Consider the following 19708-nt stretch of genomic DNA (forward strand, 5'->3'; position numbering starts at 1 on the left):
TCGTCAAGAGAGAGCGTTGCACGCGCGCGCGGGATGTTCTAACCCCACGTCCAAAGCGACGCATTTGCCAAGGACCACAGCCATGACCGAGCCGAAGAACGGGATCACCTATGCCGAAGCCGGCGTGGACATCGACGCAGGCAATGCGCTTGTCGAGCGTATCAAACCCGCCGCCAAAAGCACACAGCGCAGCGGTGTGATGTCGGGTCTGGGCGGTTTTGGCGGTTTGTTCGATCTCAAGGCCGCAGGGTTCACCGATCCGGTTCTGGTCGCCGCCACCGACGGCGTGGGCACCAAGCTGCGCATCGCCATCGACACCGGCAACGTGGACGGCGTGGGCATTGATCTGGTCGCCATGTGCGTCAACGATCTGGTCTGTCAGGGCGCCGAGCCGCTGTTTTTCCTCGACTATTTTGCCACCGGAAAGCTGGAACTGGATCAGGCCGCACGCATCATTGAAGGCATCGCCGCGGGCTGCAAGGCGTCGGGCTGTGCGCTGATCGGTGGCGAGACTGCGGAGATGCCGGGCATGTATCCCGCCGGAGATTTCGATCTGGCCGGTTTCTCGGTGGGCGCGATGGAGCGCGGCACCGAGCTGCCCGCAGGCATCGCCGAAGGCCAGGTTCTGCTGGGGCTGGCCTCGGATGGTGTGCATTCCAACGGGTTTTCGCTGGTGCGCAAGATTGTCGAACTGTCCGGCCTTGGCTGGGACGATGCCTGCCCGTGGGATGCGGACACCACGCTGGGTGCGGCGCTGCTGACGCCGACGCGGCTGTATGTAACATCGGTGCTGGAGGCGATCCGGAAGGGCGGCGTGCGCGGTCTGGCGCATATCACCGGCGGCGGCCTGACCGAAAACCTGCCGCGCGTGCTGCCCGAGGGGTTGGGATGCACTGTAAACCTCGACGCATGGGCGTTGCCGCCTGTGTTCCGCTGGCTGGTGGACAATGGCGGTATGGAACAGGCCGAGCTGCTGAAAACCTTTAACGCAGGCATCGGCATGGTTGTTGTCGTTGACGCCGATGCGGTTGACACGCTGGTGCCGCTGTTGGAAGCAGCAGGCGAAACCGTTTGCACGCTTGGCCAAGTGGTCGCGGGTGCGGGCGAGGTGACCTACAGCGGAACGCTGGTGTGACGCAGCGCGTTGCGATTTTTGTCTCGGGGGGCGGATCGAACATGCGCGCGCTGGTCGAGGACATGACCGGTGACCATGCAGCGCGGCCTGTGGTCATCGTCTCGAACAACGAAAATTCCGGCGGCATTGCCTGGGCCAAGGGGCAGGGCATCGCCACCGAAGTCGTCGATCACCGCCCCTATGGCGAGGACCGCGCCGCCTTTGAGCACGCTCTGGACGCCGCATTGGCCAAACACGCGCCGGACATCATTTGCCTTGCCGGTTTCATGCGGGTTCTTACGGCCGGTTTCGTCAGCCCGTGGCAAGGCAGGATGCTGAACATCCACCCGTCGTTGCTGCCCAAATACCGTGGCCTGCACACCCACAAACGCGCCATCGAGGCGGGCGACACCAGCCACGGCTGCACCGTGCATCTGGTCACACCCGAACTGGACGACGGTCCCGTTCTGGGGCAGGCCACCGTGCCGATCCTGCCCGATGACACCCCCGATGCGCTGGCCGCGCGGGTGCTGGAACAGGAACACCGCCTGTACCCTGCCGTATTGCGCCGCTTTGCTTCGGGCAACACCACGCGGCTTGATCTGTGAGCTCTCTGGTCTTGGCCTGACCTTTGGTGTAGTCAGATCGAACGCGCGCAGCCCGGACACATAAGGTTAAGACCCCACAATGAGAACACTGACGACGACCGAAGAGCTTGCAGCCTACTGTGAAGAGGCCGCAAAACACCCTTATGTGACTGTCGATACAGAGTTCCTGCGCGAACGGACCTATTACTCGAAACTGTGTCTTGTGCAGCTTGCCATGCCCGGCACGGACGACAGCGGCGCCGTTCTGGTGGACCCGCTGGCCGAAGGCCTGTCGCTGGAGCCGCTGTACGAGCTGTTCCGCGACACATCTGTGGTCAAGGTCTTTCACGCCGCGCGTCAGGATCTGGAAATCTTCTTCGTCGATGCGGGTGTTTTCCCCAAGCCGCTGTTCGATACGCAGGTCGCCGCGATGGTCTGCGGTTTTGGCGAACAGGTCGGATACGAAACCCTTGTGCGCAAGATCGCCAAGGCGCCGCTGGACAAGACCTCGCGCTTTACCGACTGGTCCCGCCGTCCGTTGACCGATGCACAGAAAACCTATGCGCTGGCCGATGTCACCCACCTGCGCCAGATCTATGAATTTCTGGCCGCACGGCTCGAGGAAACAGGCCGCAGCGCGTGGGTCGAGGAAGAACTGCAAATCCTGCTGTCACCCGACACCTATACCGTGGCCCCGGATCAGGCGTGGAAACGGGTCAAGACCCGCACCAACAGCGCGCGTTTTCTGGGCATCGTGCGCGAACTGGCCGCATTCCGCGAAACCTATGCACAGGAACGCAACATCCCGCGCAACCGCGTCTACAAGGACGATGCGCTGGTCGAACTGGCCAGCAACAAGCCGCAAAACCTCGAAGAGCTGAACCGCGCCCGTCTGCTGCTGCGCGAAGCACGCCGGGGCGACATTGCCGATGGTATCCTTGAGGCGGTCAAACGTGGCGTGAACATGGCCGCCGACAGGCTGCCCAAACCCGACAACAGCCGTGAAAAGCTGCAAGTCAACCCGGCGCTGGCCGATCTGTTGCGGGTGTTGCTGAAGGCGAAAACCGAAAGCGCGGGCGTCGCCGCCAAGCTGATCGCGCCTGCGGCCGATCTGGATGCGATTGCGGCGGGGATGCGTGATGTGCAGGCGCTGAGCGGCTGGCGCAAAGAGGTCTTTGGCAACGATGCGCTGCGTCTGTGTGACGGCAAAATCGCCCTGGCGGCCAAAGGTCAGAACGTCAAGGTCGTTGAGCTGGATTGATCCCGCGCCATGGCGCGCCACTCTGCCCGTTTCTTTTGGCTGAAAATATCCCGGGGGAGCCCGAGAAGGGCGGGGGCAGCGCCCCCAAGCGGGTCGGAATCTAGCGGCGCGACGTCCGCGCATTGCGCGCACCGACCACGCGAATGGTGTGCACGCCACGCAATTGCTGCTCTGTCACCGCATGGGCGGCGGTCACAGTGCGCGTCGCTTCCGAGCCACCGGGGCGCGCATTCGCGGGCAGGCGGCCTTCCAGCCGGTAGGACAAGACGCCGTCCACCGCTTCGTCGTCATCATTCTCCGGCGTAAGTTGAACCTCGTACAACCCTTGCGCGGGCGACACACCCGAAGCGCGGATGATTGCACCACCCGGCACCCGTTCGATCACCAGATCGGACACGGTGTCAATCGGTTGACCCTGATACACCTGTTGCTCGGCACGCTTGCGTTGAAACAGGCCGGTTCCACCGGTGGGAATCAGCGGGTTGGTATTTGCCTTGGGGGCCGTCGTGACCGTTTCCGACCGTGAATTGCCAAACCAGTTGAACGGATTGACGCGGCTGTCACGGACGGCAGCACATCCGCCAAGAGTCATGGACGAGATCAAAAGAGCGGAAACTGTGAGACGCATATCAGACTGCCTGTTGTTTGGCCTGTGTTAGCCCATCAGGCCCGTATTGAAAAGCGTGTTGAAAAGCATCATGCGCGGGGGGTGGACCTTTGGCCAGAGGCGTCTTACCTCCGTGCTGCAATCAGAGAGGTATTTTCATGGCTCAAGCTGCCTTTGAAGAAATTGTTGAGGATTTCGAGTTTCTTGAAGATTGGGAAGACCGGTATCGCTATGTCATCGAACAGGGCAAGGCGATGGAGCCGCTGGACGCGGCGCTGAAAGTGCCTGCAACCAAGGTGGACGGCTGTGCCAGCCAGGTCTGGCTGCATCCGCAGATCGAGAGCGGGGTGTTCCGGTTTGACGGTGAAAGCGATGCGATGATCGTGAACGGTCTGATCGCGGTGCTGCGCAAGCTGTACAACGATGTGCCGGTAAGCGCGGTTCTGGACGTGGATGCGCGGGGCGAGCTGGAGCGGCTTGGGTTGAATGACCACCTTTCGGCGCAACGTTCGAACGGGTTGCGGGCGATGATCGAACGGATCAGGCAGGTCGCAAAGGCGGCGTAGGCGCGTGGCGTGATCGCGCGGGGTGATCGCGTGGCGTGAGCATGCAAAGATCGGGGGCGCTGCCCCCGGACCCCCGGGATATTCAGGGCCAAAAGAAACCTAGAGCTTGGCAAGCTGGGCGGTCAGGTCGCCGTAGCCTGTGTAGCGGCGTTCGAATGCCAGCCCCAGGCGGTCGGCGGCGGCGCGGGCTTTTTCGGTCAGGGCGGGATCTTCGGTTTGTGCCTGATAGACCAGTTTTTCGTAATTGCCGAAATACATGTCTCGAAGTTGCGGATGCCGGTCCAGACCCATCGGTTTGATGATGAAAGACTCGAACTGACGGACCAGAAAATCGGTCAGGTAGAAAGTTGTGATTTCACTTTCACTTTGCTTCGTAAAACGTTCATTTCCTTCAAAAAAGCTATAACAGTGCGGCCCGGGAACCATCTCGACGCCCATCTCGGTGCAGGCGGCTTGCAACTGGCCGCCGGTTCCGCAATCAGCATAGACGACAAAGATGCTGTCATAGGCATCGCGATGTTTGGCAACGCTTTCACGCACGGCGTCCGTGATCTTGTCGGGGTAAAGGTGATATTTCGCAGGCAGACAGGTCAGATCCATATGTGTCCAGCCGTTTGCCTTTTTCAGGTCAAGGATTTCGCGCGCCAATGCACCGCAGGCGATCAGCAGGATGCGGCCTGTGCCGACGGGGACGAGGCCCTCTTCGGTCAGCTGGTCAAGGTCGGGAAGGGTGTCGACGGGGTTTGTCACAATTCTAACCAATGCGTGTAGGGCATGTCACCGTCATTGCATGGTGACACATATGCAGCCTTAGTGAAGCTGTCAGATACGACATTTCAGACAAGGATGAAACACAATGTCAATTTACTCTCAAAAAGCCGCTGTGAACACGGCCACGTTGGGGCTGATGTTTATTTCTGGTTGTTTCGCAACGATGGCCTTTGATCTGTGGGGGCAGGTGATTAGCCCCGGTCTGGGTTTTGCGAACCTGTCACCACACGGGTTGGCCAAAAGCCTGTTTGGCGCTCTGGGGCTGCCGAACGGGGATTTTGCGGGCTATTTCATGCATTTCTATCTGGTGGGTCTGATCGGTTATCCCGTGGGCTGGTTGTTCATCTTCAAGCCGGTCTGGGATCGGGTGATCGGGCGCGGCCTGCCTTGGATCGTGCCCGCCGCGGTCTATGGTTTCGGCCTGTGGGTCTTTGCCATTGGCGGGATCACGGCAATCGCAGGTCTGCCGTTTTTCCTGAACTTCACCGGGATCACCTGGGTCGCGCTGGTGGGACACGTTCTGTATGGCATCGTCATGGTGGCGGTGATGGTCTGGCTGACCCGCTCCAGGGTCTGATCCTAAGGGTCCTTGGTCCGGTCGCGCAGCAGCCGGACCAGCACAAAGGCCAGCAAAGCCAGAGAGACCAGGGCTGTGGCTGCCTGAGGCAGGCTGAAGGCAGCGGAGGCCAGCATGCCCAGCCACACGGTGACGGCGGCGGCGGCGATCACGACGGCAAGGATCAGGATAAGGCGGTTAAATGGCATGGGCACTCCTTTGACCTTTATCTGGGGATGCGCGCGCCAAAAGAAAAGCCCCGCCGGAGGGGGCGGGGCTTGGTCGTTCAGACAGAAGGGTATCAGGCGTTGGCGCTGTTGTGCTTGCGGCCCATGAAATCCTTGGCGGTTTCGACGGCCACGGCCGCGTCACGGCAATAGGCATCGGCACCGATGGCCTTGCCGAATTCCTCGTTCAGGGGGGCACCGCCCACCAGCACGATATAATCTTCGCGCTTGCCCTGTTCGACCAGCGTGTCGATCACGACTTTCATGTAGGGCATTGTTGTTGTCAGCAAGGCGGACATGCCCAGAATGTCGGGGCCTTCGGTTTCCAGCGCTTCCATGTAGGTTTCAACCGGGTTGTTGATGCCCAGATCGACCACTTCAAAGCCTGCGCCTTCCATCATCATGCCGACAAGGTTCTTGCCGATGTCGTGAATGTCGCCTTTGACCGTGCCGATCACCATCTTGCCAACGCGCGGTGCGCCGGTTTCGGCCAGTAGCGGCTTGAGAATGAACATGCCACCCTTCATCGCATTGGCGGCCAGAAGCACTTCGGGAACGAACAGGATGCCGTCGCGGAAGTCGGCGCCGACGATGGTCATGCCACCCACCAGCGCTTTGGTCAGGATGTCATAGGGTTCCCACTTGCGTTCCAGCAGGATGTTCACACCTTCTTCGATCTCTTCTTTGAGACCGTCATAAAGGTCGTCGAACATCTGTTGAACCAGTTCTTCGTCGTCCAGTTCCGACAGGATGATATCGTCTTCGTCTGACATGGGAAATCCTTTATTCCAGTCCGCAATCGGTTGCAGTTTCGCCTGTAATGACACAAAGCCCAAGGGTGACTGTCAAAATTACGACACACGCCGCGCGATGTGCGACTTAGAGGTTGTGAAAGCGACCTATATGTCAAGCATGAAACGGTAAAGTGTCTTTTGCACTGGTACTTTGTTCTGCATTTGTTCTAGTGTGCTGCCATGTCACGTCAAACCTATGCCATGCGGGCCCTCGGGCGCGGCTCTTCCAGCAACGACGTCAGCCGCTTTGATCGCCTCAGCCGGACCGAGGAGGATGACGGCTGGGATGCGGACAATGACTTGCCACCGCTGCGCACCGAGGTCAGTGTCGAGGTGCCGCGCAGCATCATCACCTATAACAAATCGCCCGATCTGCCGTTTGACCGGTCGATCAACGTTTATCGCGGTTGCGAACATGGCTGTGTCTATTGTTTCGCGCGGCCCAGCCATGCTTATCTGGGCCTGTCGCCGGGGCTGGATTTCGAAACCCGGCTGATCGCGCGCCCCGATGCGCCGCAAGTGTTACTGCGTGAACTGGCGGCAAAGCGTTACAAGGTGGCGCCGATTGCGATGGGGACGAACACAGATCCCTATCAGCCGATCGAGCGGGAACACGGTATCACGCGGGCCTGTTTGCAGGTGTTGTCGGATGCGGAACACCCGGTGGCCATCGTGACCAAGGGCACGCTGATCGAACGCGACATCGACATCCTGTCGGACATGGCGCGGCGGGGGCTGGTGCGTGTGGGCATTTCCGTCACCACGCTGGACGCGCGCCTGTCGCGGTTGATGGAGCCGCGGGTGCCTGCTCCGAAGCGGCGGCTGGCGACGATCCGGCGGCTGGCGCAGGCGGGCATTCCGGTGCGGGTCATGGCCTCGCCCATGATTCCCGCGCTGAGTGATCCCGAGCTTGAGGCCATTCTGGCCGCGGGCAAGGACGCAGGTGCGCGCTCGGCCAGCTGGATCATGCTGCGCCTGCCGCGCGAGGTGTCGCCGCTGGTGCAGGAGTGGCTGGCGCAGCATTATCCCGACCGTGCGGGGCGGATCATGGCGCGACTGCGCGAGATGCACGGCGGGGCAGATTATGATTCCCGCTGGGGGCAACGGATGCGCGGCACCGGACCCTATGCCGAGATGGTGGCGCAGCGGTTCAGGGTGGCGGTCAAGCGGTTGGGTCTGCAAACCGCAGGCACGCCGATGCGCTGCGATCTGTTCCGGCCCCCGGTGTTGCCGGGGGCGCAGATGTCGTTGTTCTGACTACGTCCGGCTGCGCCGGTTGCGGCTGCGGCGTTGCGGTGCGTCGGACTGGTCGCCGGTGCCGTCGTTCTCTGAGGAAAACGCGCCCAGCTTGGCGACGATCTCTTCCAACAGCGGCGCGTCGCCCTTGGGCCGTGTGTCCAGCGCCTCGCGCATGGCGCGCAGGTGGTCGGGCATGGTGCCGCAGCAGCCGCCAATAATCCGCGCGCCACAGTTGCGCGCCATCACGGCGTAATCGGCCATCAGGTCGGGCGTGCCATCATAGTGGATGTGGCCGTCGTGGTATTTGGGAATGCCCGCGTTGCCTTTGGCAATGATCGGGCGAGTGGGGCCGGCGGCGACAAAGCCCAGCACGGTGCGCAGCAGGTCGGACGAGCCGGTGCCGCAGTTGGCGCCGAACGCCATCGGTGCGTTTTCCAGTTCCTGCACCAGTTCCACCATGCCTTCGCTGGTCAGGCCCATCATGGTGCGCCCAGCGGTGTCAAAGCTCATGGTGCCGCACCAGTCCAGACCGGCCAGCGCGAAGCCTTCGGCTGCGGCGCGATATTCCTCGGGGGCGGAAATGGTTTCGAGCCAGCCGACATCGGCACCGCCTGCTTTCAGCCCGTCAGCGGTTTCATGGAACATCTCGACCGCAACGGCGTGGCTTAGCGCGCCGACAGGCTCCATGATCTCGCCCGTCGGGCCGACAGAACCCGCCACAACGACGGGGCGGCCTGCGGTGTCGGCCACTTCGCGGGCAATCTCGGCGGAAATGCGTGACAGGGCGTGGGCGCGTTTTTCGGCACCGTGCAGTTTCAGACGCGAGGCATTGGCCCCGAAAGAGTTGGTCAGGAAAATATCCGATCCCGCCTCAACCGCACCGCGATACAGCGTGGTGATCCGGTCGGGGTGTTCCTCGTTCCACATCTCGGGGGCGTCGCCGGACATCAGCCCCATGTTGAACAGATTTGTGCCCGTGGCACCATCCGCCAGCAAGGTGTCGTGGGTTTCAAGCAGTTTGCTCAGTAAATTTGTCATCTTGGGGCCTTCCTCGCGCGCGCGTTACCGCTTCATTTGTCACGAAGTGCGGCGGCTGGCCACCTCATAATTCTCATCACGATCATGAGCTTTGGCCGCGACGGGCTTGGCGGGCAGGTGGACGGCGCGCGTGATATCGGCCAGTGCCAGTGCCAAAACAGGCCAGTTCGGGGCGGCAGCATAGGCCGGTTGCCAACGCGGGGAAAAGCAGGATTTGAACTGGCGCAGGCCTGAACCGCCGCCTCGGGCCACCATTTGCGTCCCGATCCAGTGCCACAGGCGGCCGGACGACTTCGGGCAGGCCGGTATCGCCGCAAGGCTGACCTGTGCGATGCCGGTCGCGCGGGCGGCACAGATGGCGGCATCGACCAGCGCGAACATGCTGCCGTCAGGCAGGTCATCGACATGGCGCACCAGATCAAGGCACCAGTCGTCAAGGCCGCTGTGAAAGGTCACATAGCCCACAAGGCGGCCGTGCACATGGGCCAGAAAACAGTGTTGGGTGCCGACATATCCGGTTTCGAACTGGCCCATGGTGCCGCCCCGCGCGCGTCCATGGCTGGCCTGCTATGCAGCATCGACGCGGGCCATCTCGGCCAGTGGCAAGGCGCGGGTATAGCTGACAACGACACCTGATTTTTCAGCGGCGCGCAACTTGCGCCGCAGGCGGCGAAAGGCGGGACGGCTGGTGTCATAGCGGTCGGTCGCAATCAGCGCCTCATCCGCGATGTGCATGACCGCCCAACCGGCACGCCGGGCCGTTGCCGCCGTGCGCGCGCCGCATTTGTACAATGCGGGCAGGCGGCTTTGACTGCGGGCAAGGCAGCGCAGGGTGTTCAGCCCCGTTTCAGTACGGCCCGCAAGCGGGTCGCCAAGGGCGGTCAGGGTTTGCGCCGTCGGCCAAAGGGCGAGTGTTGCGCCGTGACGGGACACGGCCTGCGCACCGTTCTGGCGCATCACGCCCAATTCGGCAGGCCATGCGGCAGATACCGCAAGAGGGACAGGCGCGGGCGGAATTGTCCTTGTGTTCTTCAAAGGGCGCGCCAGTGCAACAGCGGCCAGCAGTGCCGGCAGCGCATAATAGATCAGACGAAAGGCCACGATACTGCCCAGCACATCGGCGGCAGGCAAATGCGGCATCAGTCCCAGCATCATCAGCTCGAACGGGCCAACGCCCCCCGGTGTGTTCGAAATCAAAGCCGTGCCAAGCGCCAGCAGGAACAGCGGCAGGAATTGGGCCGGGCTGACATCGGCCCCAGCGGGCAGCAGGACATAGAGCGCGCCGGCCGCACAGACCGTATCAACCGCCGTCCACAGCAGGATTGCACCTGACGCGGGCAGGGTGGGCAGATGTACCTGCCGACTGCGCAGGCGCAGAACGGGGCAGAAGAATTGCAGGCCCACAACAGCCGCAGCAACCGCCAGCCCCGCGAGGGCAGGCCAGAAAGTCCAGTCCGGGGCCGGCAGCAGCAGACAGGCAAGGGCGGTGACAGCTGCCCAGCCCGCGATAAACGACACCGAGACAAAAGCGCTGAGCCGCAAGGCTTCGCCAAGTGACAGATCGGCCAGCAGGCGCCAGCGTGCCAGTGCCCCGCTGATCACCCCGACACCCAGCGTTTGGGCCAGCGCAATAGATGCGGTGCCGGCGATGCGTGCGGGCCGGTCGCGCAGCTGCGTGCCCAGATGCCGGTGGGCAACGCCGTCATAACGCCCCACGGCCCACAGGCTGGCCATGCTTAGCCCCAGCGCAAGCGCCCAGATCGTTGGCCGCACTTGCACCACATGGGCCCAGATCGCCCCCGAAGCGCCCGGTTCCAGCCTCTGCGCCAGCATCCACAGACACACAGTTAGAAGGGCTACAGGTATCAGCAGGCGCAAGGCCAGTTGCAGCGTTGCGTTCGACATCAGAAAATGTGGCACGAGCTGTCCCCCTGATTGCACCCGCCACAGGGGTTAGACGATCAGGATTGCGCAGGACTTAACGCCGGACATGAAAACGGCGCACAGCAGGGCTGCACGCCGTCTTTGTGACAAGGGTTTGATTAAACCCGTTGCCTAAATCGCGTTCAGTCTTTGACTTCGGTCATGATCTGGACCTTGGCTTCGGCCATCAGCTGGACCATTTTGGTGCGAATGGTCACCTCGTCGGCCTTGTCGCCCAGATCCGAGGAAACCTTGCGGTACACATCCTCGTCGCCGGCTTCTTCAAAATCGGATTTTACAACTTCGACCGCATAGGCATTGGCTTCTTCGCCGGTTTTTCCCAGCAATTCAGCCGCCCAAAGGCCAAGCAGCTTGTTGCGTCGGGCTTCGGCCTTGAACTGCATTTCCGCATCATGGGCGAATTTCGATTCAAAAGCGTGCTCGCGTTCGTCAAATGTCGTCATGGCCGTTCCTTTGATTTCAGTCGTCTCTGTTTTGAATATGCGACCTGTTCCACAGCCAAACAAGTCCTCAGATTACGTCGGTGAATCGCGTGTTCCTTGCGACTGTGCCGCCCTTGCACTAAGAGGACGCTAACGTGACAGGGACTCGGCCCCGTCAACACTAAGGGGAACGTCAATGGCGCGGCGCAAAAAGATTTACGAAGGCAAAGCCAAAATTCTGTATGAAGGCCCAGAACCGGGCACAATTGTACAATATTTCAAGGACGACGCCACCGCGTTCAACGCCCAGAAAAAGGACGTGATCGAAGGCAAGGGCGTGTTGAACAACCGTCTGAGCGAATTCTTCATGACCGGCCTTGCGCAGATCGGCGTGCCGACGCATTTCATCAAACGCATCAACATGCGCGAACAATTGTGTCGTTCCTGCGAGATTATTCCGCTGGAAGTGATCGTGCGCAATTATGCCGCAGGCTCGATGAGCAAACGTCTGGGCATCGAAGAGGGGACACAACTGCCGCGTCCCATCGTCGAATATTGCTACAAGGACGACGCGCTGGGTGATCCGCTGGTGACAGAAGAACATATCGCCGCCTTTGGCTGGGCCAGCCAGCAGGACATGGATGATATTCTCAGCCTTGCGCTGCGGGTCAACGATTTCATGTCCGGCGTGATGCTGGCCGTGGGGATCAAGCTGGTCGATTTCAAAATCGAGATCGGCCGCGTTTATGACGGTGATTTCCAGCGTCTGATCGTTGCGGACGAAATCAGCCCGGATTCGTGCCGTCTGTGGGATATGGAAACCGGCCAAAAGCTGGACAAGGACGTGTTCCGCCGCGATCTGGGCAACCTGACCGACGCCTATACCGAAGTGGCGCGGCGGCTGGGAGTTCTGCCCAAGAACGCATCACCCATCACCAAACCGACGCTGATCAACTAGGATCGGCGGCGGTCTGCGACTTTACGAACGACACGAAAACGAAAAGGACCACGGCGCGATGAAAGCTCGGGTACATGTGATGTTGAAAAACGGGGTTCTGGACCCGCAAGGCGAGGCGGTGCGTCATGCATTGGGCGCGCTTGGCTTTGACGGCGTGAACGGCGTGCGTCAGGGCAAGGTGATCGAACTGGATCTGGCCGAGGGGGCAACCGAGGCAGATGTGACCGCCATGTGCGAAAAGCTGCTGGCAAACACAGTGATCGAATCCTATTCGGTCGAGATCGGCTAAGGCGCACCCGCGCTGCGACAAGGAACGTCCCCATGAAAGCTGCTGTCATCGTTTTCCCCGGATCGAACTGCGACCGCGATCTGGCTGTCGCCTTTGAGGCCGCAGGCGCAGATGTGCAAATGGTCTGGCACAAAGACACCGAACTGCCCCGCGATGTGGACATCGTCGGCGTGCCGGGCGGGTTTTCCTTTGGCGATTATCTGCGCTGTGGCGCGATTGCCGCCAACTCCCCGATTTGCAACTCGCTCAAGGCCCATACGGATCGCGGCGGCTATGCCATCGGCATCTGCAACGGCTTTCAGGTGCTGGCCGAAACCGGCATCCTGCCCGGCGCCTTGCTGCGCAATGCGGGGCTGAAATACATCTGCAAGACCGTGGGTCTGAAGGTTGCGACCAGCGACAGCGCCTTTACCCAAGGCTACAATGCAGGCGACGTGATCGACATTCCCATCGCCCACCATGATGGCAACTATTACGCCGATGATGCCACCATCGCCGCCTTGCAGGATCAGGACCGTATCGCGTTTACCTATACCGACAACCCCAACGGCGCGCGCGCCGACATCGCCGGTATCCTGTCGGAAAACCGCCGCGTGCTGGGCATGATGCCCCATCCCGAGCGGGCAGCGGATGCAGGGCATGGCGGCACCGACGGTGCGGCGCTTTTCCGCGCGTTGATGGGGGCACTGGCTCCGGCCTGACTTGAGCGCGAGGCGCGGATAGGATTAAGGTGCCTGCTATGCAGGTTCCGCGGGTTCTCAGTAATAACAAGGCCATCAGCTGGCGTGTTCGCGTCGCTTTGGGGCTATTGTTCGTTTTGGCCTTGTGTACCGTCTGGTTCACCAACAGCCTGCTGACCGACCGGTTCACTCAAACCACGCGCAACCGCGCCGAACTGCGGCTGGCGCTGTATTCCGGCAACCTGTTGTCGGAACTGCGCCAGAACGCCATCGTGCCGCAATTGCTGGCGCGTGACCCGACGCTGATCGGGGCGCTGAATTCTTCGGACTATTCGCAATCCACCCAACGGCTGATTTCCTTTGTCGAGGAAATCGGGGCGGCGTCGCTGATGTTGCTGGACAAGGACGGGCGCACAGTCGCGGCCACAGATCGTAACAGGCTTGGATCATCACACAGCAGCGCGCTGTATTTTGTCGATGCGATACGCGCGGCGGGCACCATCTTTTCTGTGATCCCCCGTGAATCCGGTGGCTACACATTCAACTATTCGCGGCGGGTGCAATCGGGCGGCGATGTGCTGGGCGTGATCACCGTCGAGGTTGACCTGCAAAAATTCGAGCGCGCCTGGGCGGGGATTTCAGATGCGGTCCTGGTGACCGACAGCACCGGCGCGATCATCCTTGCGACCGAACCGCGCTGGCGTGGCCGCACCGAAGCCGAAGCGCTGGCCCGCCAGACTCCGCAAGGCGCCATCCAACGTGCCATTCAGGCCACCGCCGACTGGACCGCGCTGCCCCCGGATGCCTACATTCAGGGCGAGGGCGTGATGCGTCTGGAAACCCGTATTCCGTTTCGTGGCTGGCGTATGGCCTCTTTCACCACCTATGCTTCGGTGCGCGAGCGGGTGAACGGTGTTCTGGCGCTCGAAATCATGGGATTTGCGATTCTTCTGGCGCTGGCCTTCTATTTCCTGTCGCGCCGCACGGCCTTTCGCATGGCCCTGTTCCAACGTGAGTCGGCAGAGCTTCGCGCACTGAACGCGCGCTTGCAGCGGGAAATCGCCGAACGTGAACGGGTGCAGGAAACCCTTGCAGTGGCCGAACAGACGCTGGAACAATCCAGCAAACTCGCCGCCCTGGGCGAGATGTCGGCAGCGGTCAGCCACGAATTGAACCAACCGCTGGCGGCGATGAAAACCTATCTGGCGGGCGCGCGTCTTTTGCTGACCCGCAACCGCAAGGACGAGGCGCTGTCGTCCTTTGGCCGTATCGACGATTTGATCGAACGCATGGGGGCAATTACGCGGCAACTGAAATCCTATGCCCGCAAGGGCGCAGATTCGCTTTCGCCTGTAGATATGGGCAATGCGCTGGCTTCCAGCCTGTCGATGATGGAACCGCAGCTGCGTCAGCGTCAGGTCCAGATCACCCGCATCCTGCCCGACGAACCCGTGCGTGTCATGGGGGACCGGATGCGGATTGAACAGGTTATGGTCAACCTCTTGCGCAATGCCATCGACGCCACCAGATCAGAACGGAACCCGCAGGTAGACATTATTTTGTCGGCGGGGCAGACGGCAACATTGACGGTGCGCGACAACGGGCCCGGAATCGAGGATCTGGACGCATTGTTCGAGCCATTCTACACCACCAAACAGCCCGGCGACGGGGTCGGGCTTGGCCTTGCCATTTCTTCCGGGATTGTAAACGACCTTGGTGGTAGACTGACGGCGCGCAACGGCCAAGGCGGCGGCGCCGTTTTTGAGATGCAACTTCCGATCCTCTCGCGCGTTGAGGACGAAAGCAACAACAGCCATGCGGCGGAGTAAAGAATGACCCAAGCCATGAAGATCGCGATTGTCGATGATGAACAAGACATGCGCCAATCCATCAGCCAGTGGCTGGCCCTGTCGGGCTATGACACAGAAACATTTGCCTGCGCCGAAGATGCGCTGAAGGTTCTGGGGCCGGATTACCCCGGCATCGTCATCTCGGACATCAAGATGCCGGGCATGGACGGGATGCAGTTCCTGAAAAAACTGATGGGCAACGACAGCGCGCTGCCAGTGATCATGATCACCGGCCACGGCGATGTGCCGATGGCGGTCGAGGCGATGCGCGTCGGTGCGTTTGATTTTCTTGAAAAGCCGTTCAACCCAGACCGCATGAGCGAGCTGGCCAAAAAGGCCACGGGCGCGCGCCGTCTGGTGATGGACAACCGCGCCCTGCGCCGCGAGCTGTCGGATGGCAGCCAGCTGATGAAAAAGCTGATCGGGCAAAGCCCGGTGATGGACCGGCTGCGCGAGGACATTCTTGATCTGGGGCAGGCGGACGGCCACGTTCTGATCGACGGCGAGACCGGCACCGGCAAGACGCTGGTGGCCCATGCGCTGCACGCGGTGGGCAGCCGCGCGGGCAAGAAGTTCGTGCTGGTCAGCTGTTCCGCGCTGGAAGAGGACGCGCTGGCCAAACGTCTGTTCGGCCCGATGCAGCCCGAAGACGCACAACTGCCCGCCATCGAAGAGGCGCGCGGCGGCACGCTGGTGCTGGAAGACATCGAGGCGCTGAGCGAACCGCTGCAAGCACGCCTGCTGAGTGCGATCAACGATCAGGGCACACCGGCCGAAACCCGCATTGTCGGCATCTGCAACATGCAGGAAGCGGGCCGCACCTGCGAAGACGCGCTGCGCCCCGATCTGTTCTACCGTCTGGCCGCCCTGCGCATCACCGTGCCACCCCTGCGGCAGCGCGGCGAGGATATCCTGACGTTGTTCACCCGTCTGAGCGAACAGTTTGCGGATGAATACGGCTGCGAAGCACCCAACGTCAGCGCGCAAGAGGCCGCGCAACTGTTGCAGGCCCCGTGGCCCGGCAACGTGCGCCAGCTGATCAACATCGCCGAACGTGCAGTGCTGCAATCGCGTCGTGGCACCGGCACCATCGCATCCCTGCTGATGTCCGACCACGAGGAAATGCAGCCGGTGATGACCACCGAAGGCAAGCCGCTGAAAGAATACGTCGAAGCGTTTGAACGGATGCTGATCGACAACACCATGCGCCGCCACAAGGGCTCGATTGCCAGTGTCATGGACGAATTGTGCCTGCCACGGCGGACGTTGAACGAGAAAATGGCCAAATACGGCCTGCAACGGTCCGACTACCTACAGAATTGAGCGACACCGCAGCAATTTCGCGCAGAACGGTTTCAACCAACTGGTGCAGTGGCCCCGCAGGCCGCTGCACCACTGCGTTCGGCCCCCTGAAACGACGATTGCAACGCAGCAGTATCAGTTAGCGATTGTAATAGTGTTGTGAAACGCATTATCTAAAGGGAAGGCTTTTGACGTTATCCACACGTCGAGCCTGAAGAGAGTTTCGCTGTGACAGCGTTTGGTGGCCAAAACGCCCCGACCTGAAACAGACCGATTGGGCCGGAAACGGCTGTGAGATGCCGGCGGTATGAGCTTCATATGCGCAGCTTTTGAATGGATGCGCAGGACGAAATGTCACTGCGTGTCGGAGAAGAAACGCGATGACACGCGCACATGCCATGAGCAGGACAGCAGCAGGCCCGATGGGCCGGTGCTGCCGCGCGTCGCTATTCGCCATAAATAGACACGTCTCCAGAACCGTCGCACCCCCGGGTGGGGCAGCGCTGCGCACGTGCAAACGGACAATATGCCAAAGAAAATGCTTATCGATGCCACCCACGCCGAGGAAACGCGCGTTGTGGTGGTCGACGGAAACAAAGTTGAAGAGTTCGATTTTGAATCTGAAAACAAACGCCAGCTTGCTGGCAACATCTATCTCGCCAAGGTAACGCGGGTTGAACCGTCGCTTCAGGCGGCGTTCGTAGATTACGGCGGCAACCGCCACGGTTTCCTTGCGTTCACGGAAATCCATCCTGATTACTATCAGATCCCCATCGCCGACCGCGAGGCGTTGATGGAGGAAGAACGCGCCTATGCCGAAGCGCAGCGCGCCAAGGATGAAGATGACGACAAGCCCAAGCGGTCTTCGCGCTCGCGTTCGCGCAGCCGGTCGTCAACCAAGGCCGAAGACACCAACAGCGATGATGCGGTGACATCTTCCGATGACGTCGGGGGCATGGAAACCATTGACCTCAGCGACGACGCAGATGCAGTGGACGAAGGCTCGTCGCCAATGGAAACCGTGCGCGAAACGCCGGTGGAAACACCTGCGGCGGACGAAGACCAGTCGCATGATGATGACGACGATAATGCGGGCGACGAAGACACTGCTGCCGATGCCGCCGACAAAGACGACAGCATCGAATCTGTCGCCGACGAAGACGACAGCGAAGACATTCGCCCCGCGCGCAAACCCCGCGCCAAACGCTACAAGATTCAGGAAGTGATCAAGGTTCGCCAGATCCTGCTGGTTCAGGTCGTCAAGGAAGAGCGCGGCAACAAGGGTGCAGCGTTGACCACATACCTGTCGCTGGCCGGTCGCTATTGCGTCCTGATGCCCAACACCGCCCGTGGCGGTGGCATCAGCCGCAAGATCACCAACGCCGTTGACCGCAAGAAGCTGAAAGAGATCGCGAACGAGATCGAAGTGCCCCGTGGCGCCGGTTTGATCGTGCGCACCGCCGGTGCCAAACGCACCAAGGCCGAAATCAAACGCGACTATGAATACCTGCAACGTATGTGGGAGCAGATCCGCGAGCTGACGCTGAAATCCATTGCGCCCGCGAAAATCTACGAAGAGGGCGACCTGATCAAACGCTCGATCCGCGATCTGTACAACCGCGACATCGACGAAGTGTTTGTCGAGGGCGAGCGCGGCTATCGCATCGCCAAGGACTTCATGAAAATGATCATGCCGTCCCATGCCAAGAACGTGAAACGCTACGAAGACAGCCTGCCGCTGTTCGCCCGCTATCAGGTCGAAAGCTATCTGGCGGGCATGTTCAACCCCACGGTTCAACTGCCTTCGGGTGGCTATATCGTGATCGGTGTGACCGAAGCGCTGGTGGCGATTGACGTCAACTCGGGCCGTGCCACCAAGGAAGGCTCGATCGAGCAGACCGCGACCAAGACCAACCTTGAGGCCGCCGCCGAAGTGGCGCGCCAGTTGCGTCTGCGCGACCTTGCGGGGCTGATTGTCATCGACTTTATCGACATGGACGAGCGCAAGAACAATGCCGCCGTCGAAAAGATGATGAAGGACAAGCTGAAGACCGACCGCGCGCGCATTCAGGTGGGCCGCATTTCGGGCTTTGGCCTGATGGAAATGTCGCGCCAGCGTCTGCGCCCCGGCATGATCGAGGCGACAACGCAGCCGTGTCAGGCCTGCCACGGCACCGGTCTGATCCGGTCGGACGACAACCTTGCGCTGTCGATCCTGCGCCAGATCGAGGAAGAGGGCACCCGCCGCCGGTCGCGCGAAGTGCTGGTGAAATGCCCTGTCGGCATCTCGAACTTCCTGATGAACCAGAAACGCGAACATATCGCACAGATCGAAGCGCGCTATGGGCTGTCGGTGCGTATCGAGGGTGATCCGGCGTTGGTCAGCCCTGATTTCAACATCGAAAAGTTCAAGACCGCCACGCGCGTTGTGACTGCCGCCACGCAGGTGGTTTCGGTCGACACATCCATCATGGACCAGATCGACGAGGCGGACGCCCGCGCAGCCGAAGCTGCCGAAGCGGCAGACATCGCAGCCGAAGCGGCACAAGAGGCCAAGGCAGCGCAGCCTGCGCCCCAGTCGCATCCCGCCGCAGAAGTGGGTGAAGACGGCGAGCCCAAACCCAAGCGTCGTCGTCGGCGTCGTCGGCGCAGGAGCAAGTCGTCGACAGGCGAGGACCAGAACGGTGAGAACGGTCGTGATGATGATGACGATCAGGACGAGACGTCCGACGCCGCATCGACGCCCGAGACCAAGGCAGATGCTCCAGAGGAAGGTTCTGCGACAAAGGCCGAGGAGAGTGCCGAGGCCAAGCCGAAATCGACACGCAGCCGGTCGCGTTCTTCCGCGAAGAAGACCGAGACAGCTGCTGACGATAGTGCAGCCGAAGTCCCCGCAGTTGATGCACCCGCAGAGGACGCCGAGGCAGCGGCCAAGCCCAAGGTGACGCGCACACGGTCGACCCGCACGACCGCTGCCAAATCTGCAACCACCGCCAAGGCCAAGACGACAGCCAAGGCGACAACTGCAAAGACCACCAAGGCGAAAGCGGCCGAAACCGAAGTCACCGACGCTGAAACGCCCGCGCCAAAGCCCAAGCGCACGCGGGTTTCGGCCAAGGCCAAGGCAGAAGCCGCTGCCGCCGCAGAGGCAGCAGCCCAGACCGAAGCGCCCGCAGGCGAGGCGACGCCCGAAGCGCCCGCAGTCGCTGAGGCGCCCGTTGCCGAAGCTCCGGCGGCTGTGGCTCCGGTTGCTGAGAGCAAGCCGGCAGTGACTCCAGCGACCGATGCCCCGGCAGTTGATGTTCCGGTCGCCGAAGCGCAGGTTGAACAGCCAGAGGCCAAGGCAGAAGAACCCGCGGCGGCACCTGAACCCACGCCTGCACCCGCAGCCGAGGAACCTGCACCTGCGAACGAAGACACCCCCGCCAAGCCCAAGCGCAAGGGCTGGTGGTCTTTGGGTGGCTAGGCCCAATCCGCTGACATGACAAAAGGGGCGTGGCCAC

The 19708-nt window shown here is 61.3% G+C and carries 18 protein-coding genes and 1 pseudogene; 12 read left to right on the forward strand and 7 right to left on the reverse strand.

The features are described from left to right. Nucleotides 1-82: 82 nt before the first annotated feature. The 3 genes from purM (at nt 83) to rnd (ending at nt 2962) form a co-directional block, all read left to right on the forward strand. Entirely contained in the window at nt 83-1135 is a 1053-nt protein-coding gene (gene purM, locus DSM107133_RS09320; protein ID WP_114292566.1) for a phosphoribosylformylglycinamidine cyclo-ligase, read from the forward strand. Further along, nucleotides 1132-1722, forward strand: coding sequence for a phosphoribosylglycinamide formyltransferase (gene purN / locus DSM107133_RS09325; protein ID WP_114292567.1), 591 nt, complete (start codon nt 1132-1134; stop codon nt 1720-1722). Before purM ends, purN begins: the two co-directional genes overlap by 4 nt. A gap of 79 nt (nt 1723-1801) precedes the next feature. Beyond that, nucleotides 1802-2962: a ribonuclease D gene (gene rnd / locus DSM107133_RS09330; RefSeq protein ID WP_114292568.1), complete on the forward strand. Its 1161-nt coding sequence runs from the start codon at nt 1802-1804 to the stop codon at nt 2960-2962. A gap of 100 nt (nt 2963-3062) precedes the next feature. Here rnd and DSM107133_RS09335 read toward each other — a convergent pair whose 3' ends face one another. Further along, the gene (locus DSM107133_RS09335) at nt 3063-3554 is read right to left on the reverse strand and encodes a hypothetical protein (RefSeq protein ID WP_243253535.1); all 492 of its coding nucleotides are present in this window, start codon (nt 3552-3554) and stop codon (nt 3063-3065) included. 173 nt (nt 3555-3727) lie between these two features. Between DSM107133_RS09335 and DSM107133_RS09340 the strand changes: the two genes are divergently transcribed. After that, nucleotides 3728-4135: a SufE family protein gene (locus DSM107133_RS09340; RefSeq protein WP_114292570.1), complete on the forward strand. Its 408-nt coding sequence runs from the start codon at nt 3728-3730 to the stop codon at nt 4133-4135. Nucleotides 4136-4234: 99 nt separating this feature from the next. On the opposite strand, the gene DSM107133_RS09345 is transcribed toward DSM107133_RS09340, so the two are convergent. Beyond that, nucleotides 4235-4885: a DUF1638 domain-containing protein gene (locus tag DSM107133_RS09345; protein ID WP_114292571.1), complete on the reverse strand. Its 651-nt coding sequence runs from the start codon at nt 4883-4885 to the stop codon at nt 4235-4237. A gap of 106 nt (nt 4886-4991) precedes the next feature. Between DSM107133_RS09345 and DSM107133_RS09350 the strand changes: the two genes are divergently transcribed. Continuing rightward, a complete protein-coding gene (locus tag DSM107133_RS09350) occupies nt 4992-5483 on the forward strand; it encodes a hypothetical protein (protein WP_114292572.1) in 492 nt (163 codons plus the stop codon). A 2-nt stretch (nt 5484-5485) separates the two neighbouring features. Here DSM107133_RS09350 and DSM107133_RS09355 read toward each other — a convergent pair whose 3' ends face one another. Both DSM107133_RS09355 and DSM107133_RS09360 read right to left on the reverse strand, forming a co-directional pair. Further along, entirely contained in the window at nt 5486-5671 is a 186-nt protein-coding gene (locus tag DSM107133_RS09355) for a hypothetical protein (protein ID WP_114292573.1), read from the reverse strand. Between the two features lie 92 nt (nt 5672-5763). After that, nucleotides 5764-6462 (reverse strand): B12-binding domain-containing protein, encoded by a 699-nt coding sequence (locus DSM107133_RS09360; protein WP_114292574.1) that lies wholly within the window; start codon nt 6460-6462, stop codon nt 5764-5766. A gap of 201 nt (nt 6463-6663) precedes the next feature. Between DSM107133_RS09360 and DSM107133_RS09365 the strand changes: the two genes are divergently transcribed. Further along, nucleotides 6664-7740: a PA0069 family radical SAM protein gene (locus DSM107133_RS09365; protein ID WP_114292575.1), complete on the forward strand. Its 1077-nt coding sequence runs from the start codon at nt 6664-6666 to the stop codon at nt 7738-7740. On the opposite strand, the gene bmt is transcribed toward DSM107133_RS09365, so the two are convergent. The 3 genes and pseudogenes from bmt to DSM107133_RS09380 all read right to left on the reverse strand — a co-directional run bounded on the left by bmt (nt 7741) and on the right by DSM107133_RS09380 (nt 11147). Continuing rightward, the gene (bmt, locus tag DSM107133_RS09370) at nt 7741-8760 is read right to left on the reverse strand and encodes a betaine--homocysteine S-methyltransferase (RefSeq protein ID WP_114292576.1); all 1020 of its coding nucleotides are present in this window, start codon (nt 8758-8760) and stop codon (nt 7741-7743) included. Between the two features lie 39 nt (nt 8761-8799). Beyond that, nucleotides 8800-10665: pseudogene (locus tag DSM107133_RS25055) on the reverse strand (phosphatidylglycerol lysyltransferase domain-containing protein). A gap of 161 nt (nt 10666-10826) precedes the next feature. Continuing rightward, nucleotides 10827-11147 (reverse strand): DUF1476 domain-containing protein, encoded by a 321-nt coding sequence (locus DSM107133_RS09380; RefSeq protein ID WP_114292579.1) that lies wholly within the window; start codon nt 11145-11147, stop codon nt 10827-10829. Nucleotides 11148-11322: 175 nt separating this feature from the next. Between DSM107133_RS09380 and purC the strand changes: the two genes are divergently transcribed. From purC to DSM107133_RS09410, 6 genes are all read left to right on the forward strand, one after another. Further along, on the forward strand, nt 11323-12084 hold the full coding sequence (purC, locus tag DSM107133_RS09385; RefSeq protein WP_114292580.1) for a phosphoribosylaminoimidazolesuccinocarboxamide synthase: 762 nt from the start codon (nt 11323-11325) through the stop codon (nt 12082-12084). 58 nt (nt 12085-12142) lie between these two features. Beyond that, nucleotides 12143-12373: a phosphoribosylformylglycinamidine synthase subunit PurS gene (purS, locus tag DSM107133_RS09390; protein WP_114292581.1), complete on the forward strand. Its 231-nt coding sequence runs from the start codon at nt 12143-12145 to the stop codon at nt 12371-12373. A 32-nt stretch (nt 12374-12405) separates the two neighbouring features. Next, entirely contained in the window at nt 12406-13074 is a 669-nt protein-coding gene (gene purQ / locus DSM107133_RS09395; protein ID WP_114292582.1) for a phosphoribosylformylglycinamidine synthase subunit PurQ, read from the forward strand. Nucleotides 13075-13112: 38 nt separating this feature from the next. Next, nucleotides 13113-14882: an ATP-binding protein gene (locus DSM107133_RS09400; protein ID WP_114292583.1), complete on the forward strand. Its 1770-nt coding sequence runs from the start codon at nt 13113-13115 to the stop codon at nt 14880-14882. Between the two features lie 3 nt (nt 14883-14885). Then, entirely contained in the window at nt 14886-16226 is a 1341-nt protein-coding gene (locus DSM107133_RS09405; RefSeq protein ID WP_028956446.1) for a sigma-54 dependent transcriptional regulator, read from the forward strand. Nucleotides 16227-16731: 505 nt separating this feature from the next. Next, nucleotides 16732-19671 (forward strand): ribonuclease E/G, encoded by a 2940-nt coding sequence (locus DSM107133_RS09410; protein ID WP_114292584.1) that lies wholly within the window; start codon nt 16732-16734, stop codon nt 19669-19671. Nucleotides 19672-19708: the final 37 nt, after the last annotated feature.

Source organism: Pseudosulfitobacter sp. DSM 107133 (assembly GCF_022788695.1).
Taxonomy (GTDB): Bacteria; Pseudomonadota; Alphaproteobacteria; order Rhodobacterales; family Rhodobacteraceae; genus Pseudosulfitobacter.

What these genes read in the sequence shown, in the direction of transcription:
- purM (WP_114292566.1), top strand. Translation starts at nt 83, where the DNA reads ATGACCGAGCCGAAGAACGGGATCACCTATGCCGAAGCCGGCGTGGAC.
- rnd (WP_114292568.1), top strand. Translation starts at nt 1,802, where the DNA reads ATGAGAACACTGACGACGACCGAAGAGCTTGCAGCCTACTGTGAAGAG.
- DSM107133_RS09335 (WP_243253535.1), bottom strand. Translation starts at nt 3,554, where the DNA reads ATGACTCTTGGCGGATGTGCTGCCGTCCGTGACAGCCGCGTCAATCCG.
- DSM107133_RS09340 (WP_114292570.1), top strand. Translation starts at nt 3,728, where the DNA reads ATGGCTCAAGCTGCCTTTGAAGAAATTGTTGAGGATTTCGAGTTTCTT.
- DSM107133_RS09350 (WP_114292572.1), top strand. Translation starts at nt 4,992, where the DNA reads ATGTCAATTTACTCTCAAAAAGCCGCTGTGAACACGGCCACGTTGGGG.
- DSM107133_RS09355 (WP_114292573.1), bottom strand. Translation starts at nt 5,671, where the DNA reads ATGCCATTTAACCGCCTTATCCTGATCCTTGCCGTCGTGATCGCCGCC.
- DSM107133_RS09360 (WP_114292574.1), bottom strand. Translation starts at nt 6,462, where the DNA reads ATGTCAGACGAAGACGATATCATCCTGTCGGAACTGGACGACGAAGAA.
- DSM107133_RS09365 (WP_114292575.1), top strand. Translation starts at nt 6,664, where the DNA reads ATGTCACGTCAAACCTATGCCATGCGGGCCCTCGGGCGCGGCTCTTCC.
- bmt (WP_114292576.1), bottom strand. Translation starts at nt 8,760, where the DNA reads ATGACAAATTTACTGAGCAAACTGCTTGAAACCCACGACACCTTGCTG.
- DSM107133_RS09380 (WP_114292579.1), bottom strand. Translation starts at nt 11,147, where the DNA reads ATGACGACATTTGACGAACGCGAGCACGCTTTTGAATCGAAATTCGCC.
- purC (WP_114292580.1), top strand. Translation starts at nt 11,323, where the DNA reads ATGGCGCGGCGCAAAAAGATTTACGAAGGCAAAGCCAAAATTCTGTAT.
- purS (WP_114292581.1), top strand. Translation starts at nt 12,143, where the DNA reads ATGAAAGCTCGGGTACATGTGATGTTGAAAAACGGGGTTCTGGACCCG.
- purQ (WP_114292582.1), top strand. Translation starts at nt 12,406, where the DNA reads ATGAAAGCTGCTGTCATCGTTTTCCCCGGATCGAACTGCGACCGCGAT.
- DSM107133_RS09400 (WP_114292583.1), top strand. Translation starts at nt 13,113, where the DNA reads ATGCAGGTTCCGCGGGTTCTCAGTAATAACAAGGCCATCAGCTGGCGT.
- DSM107133_RS09405 (WP_028956446.1), top strand. Translation starts at nt 14,886, where the DNA reads ATGACCCAAGCCATGAAGATCGCGATTGTCGATGATGAACAAGACATG.
- DSM107133_RS09410 (WP_114292584.1), top strand. Translation starts at nt 16,732, where the DNA reads ATGCCAAAGAAAATGCTTATCGATGCCACCCACGCCGAGGAAACGCGC.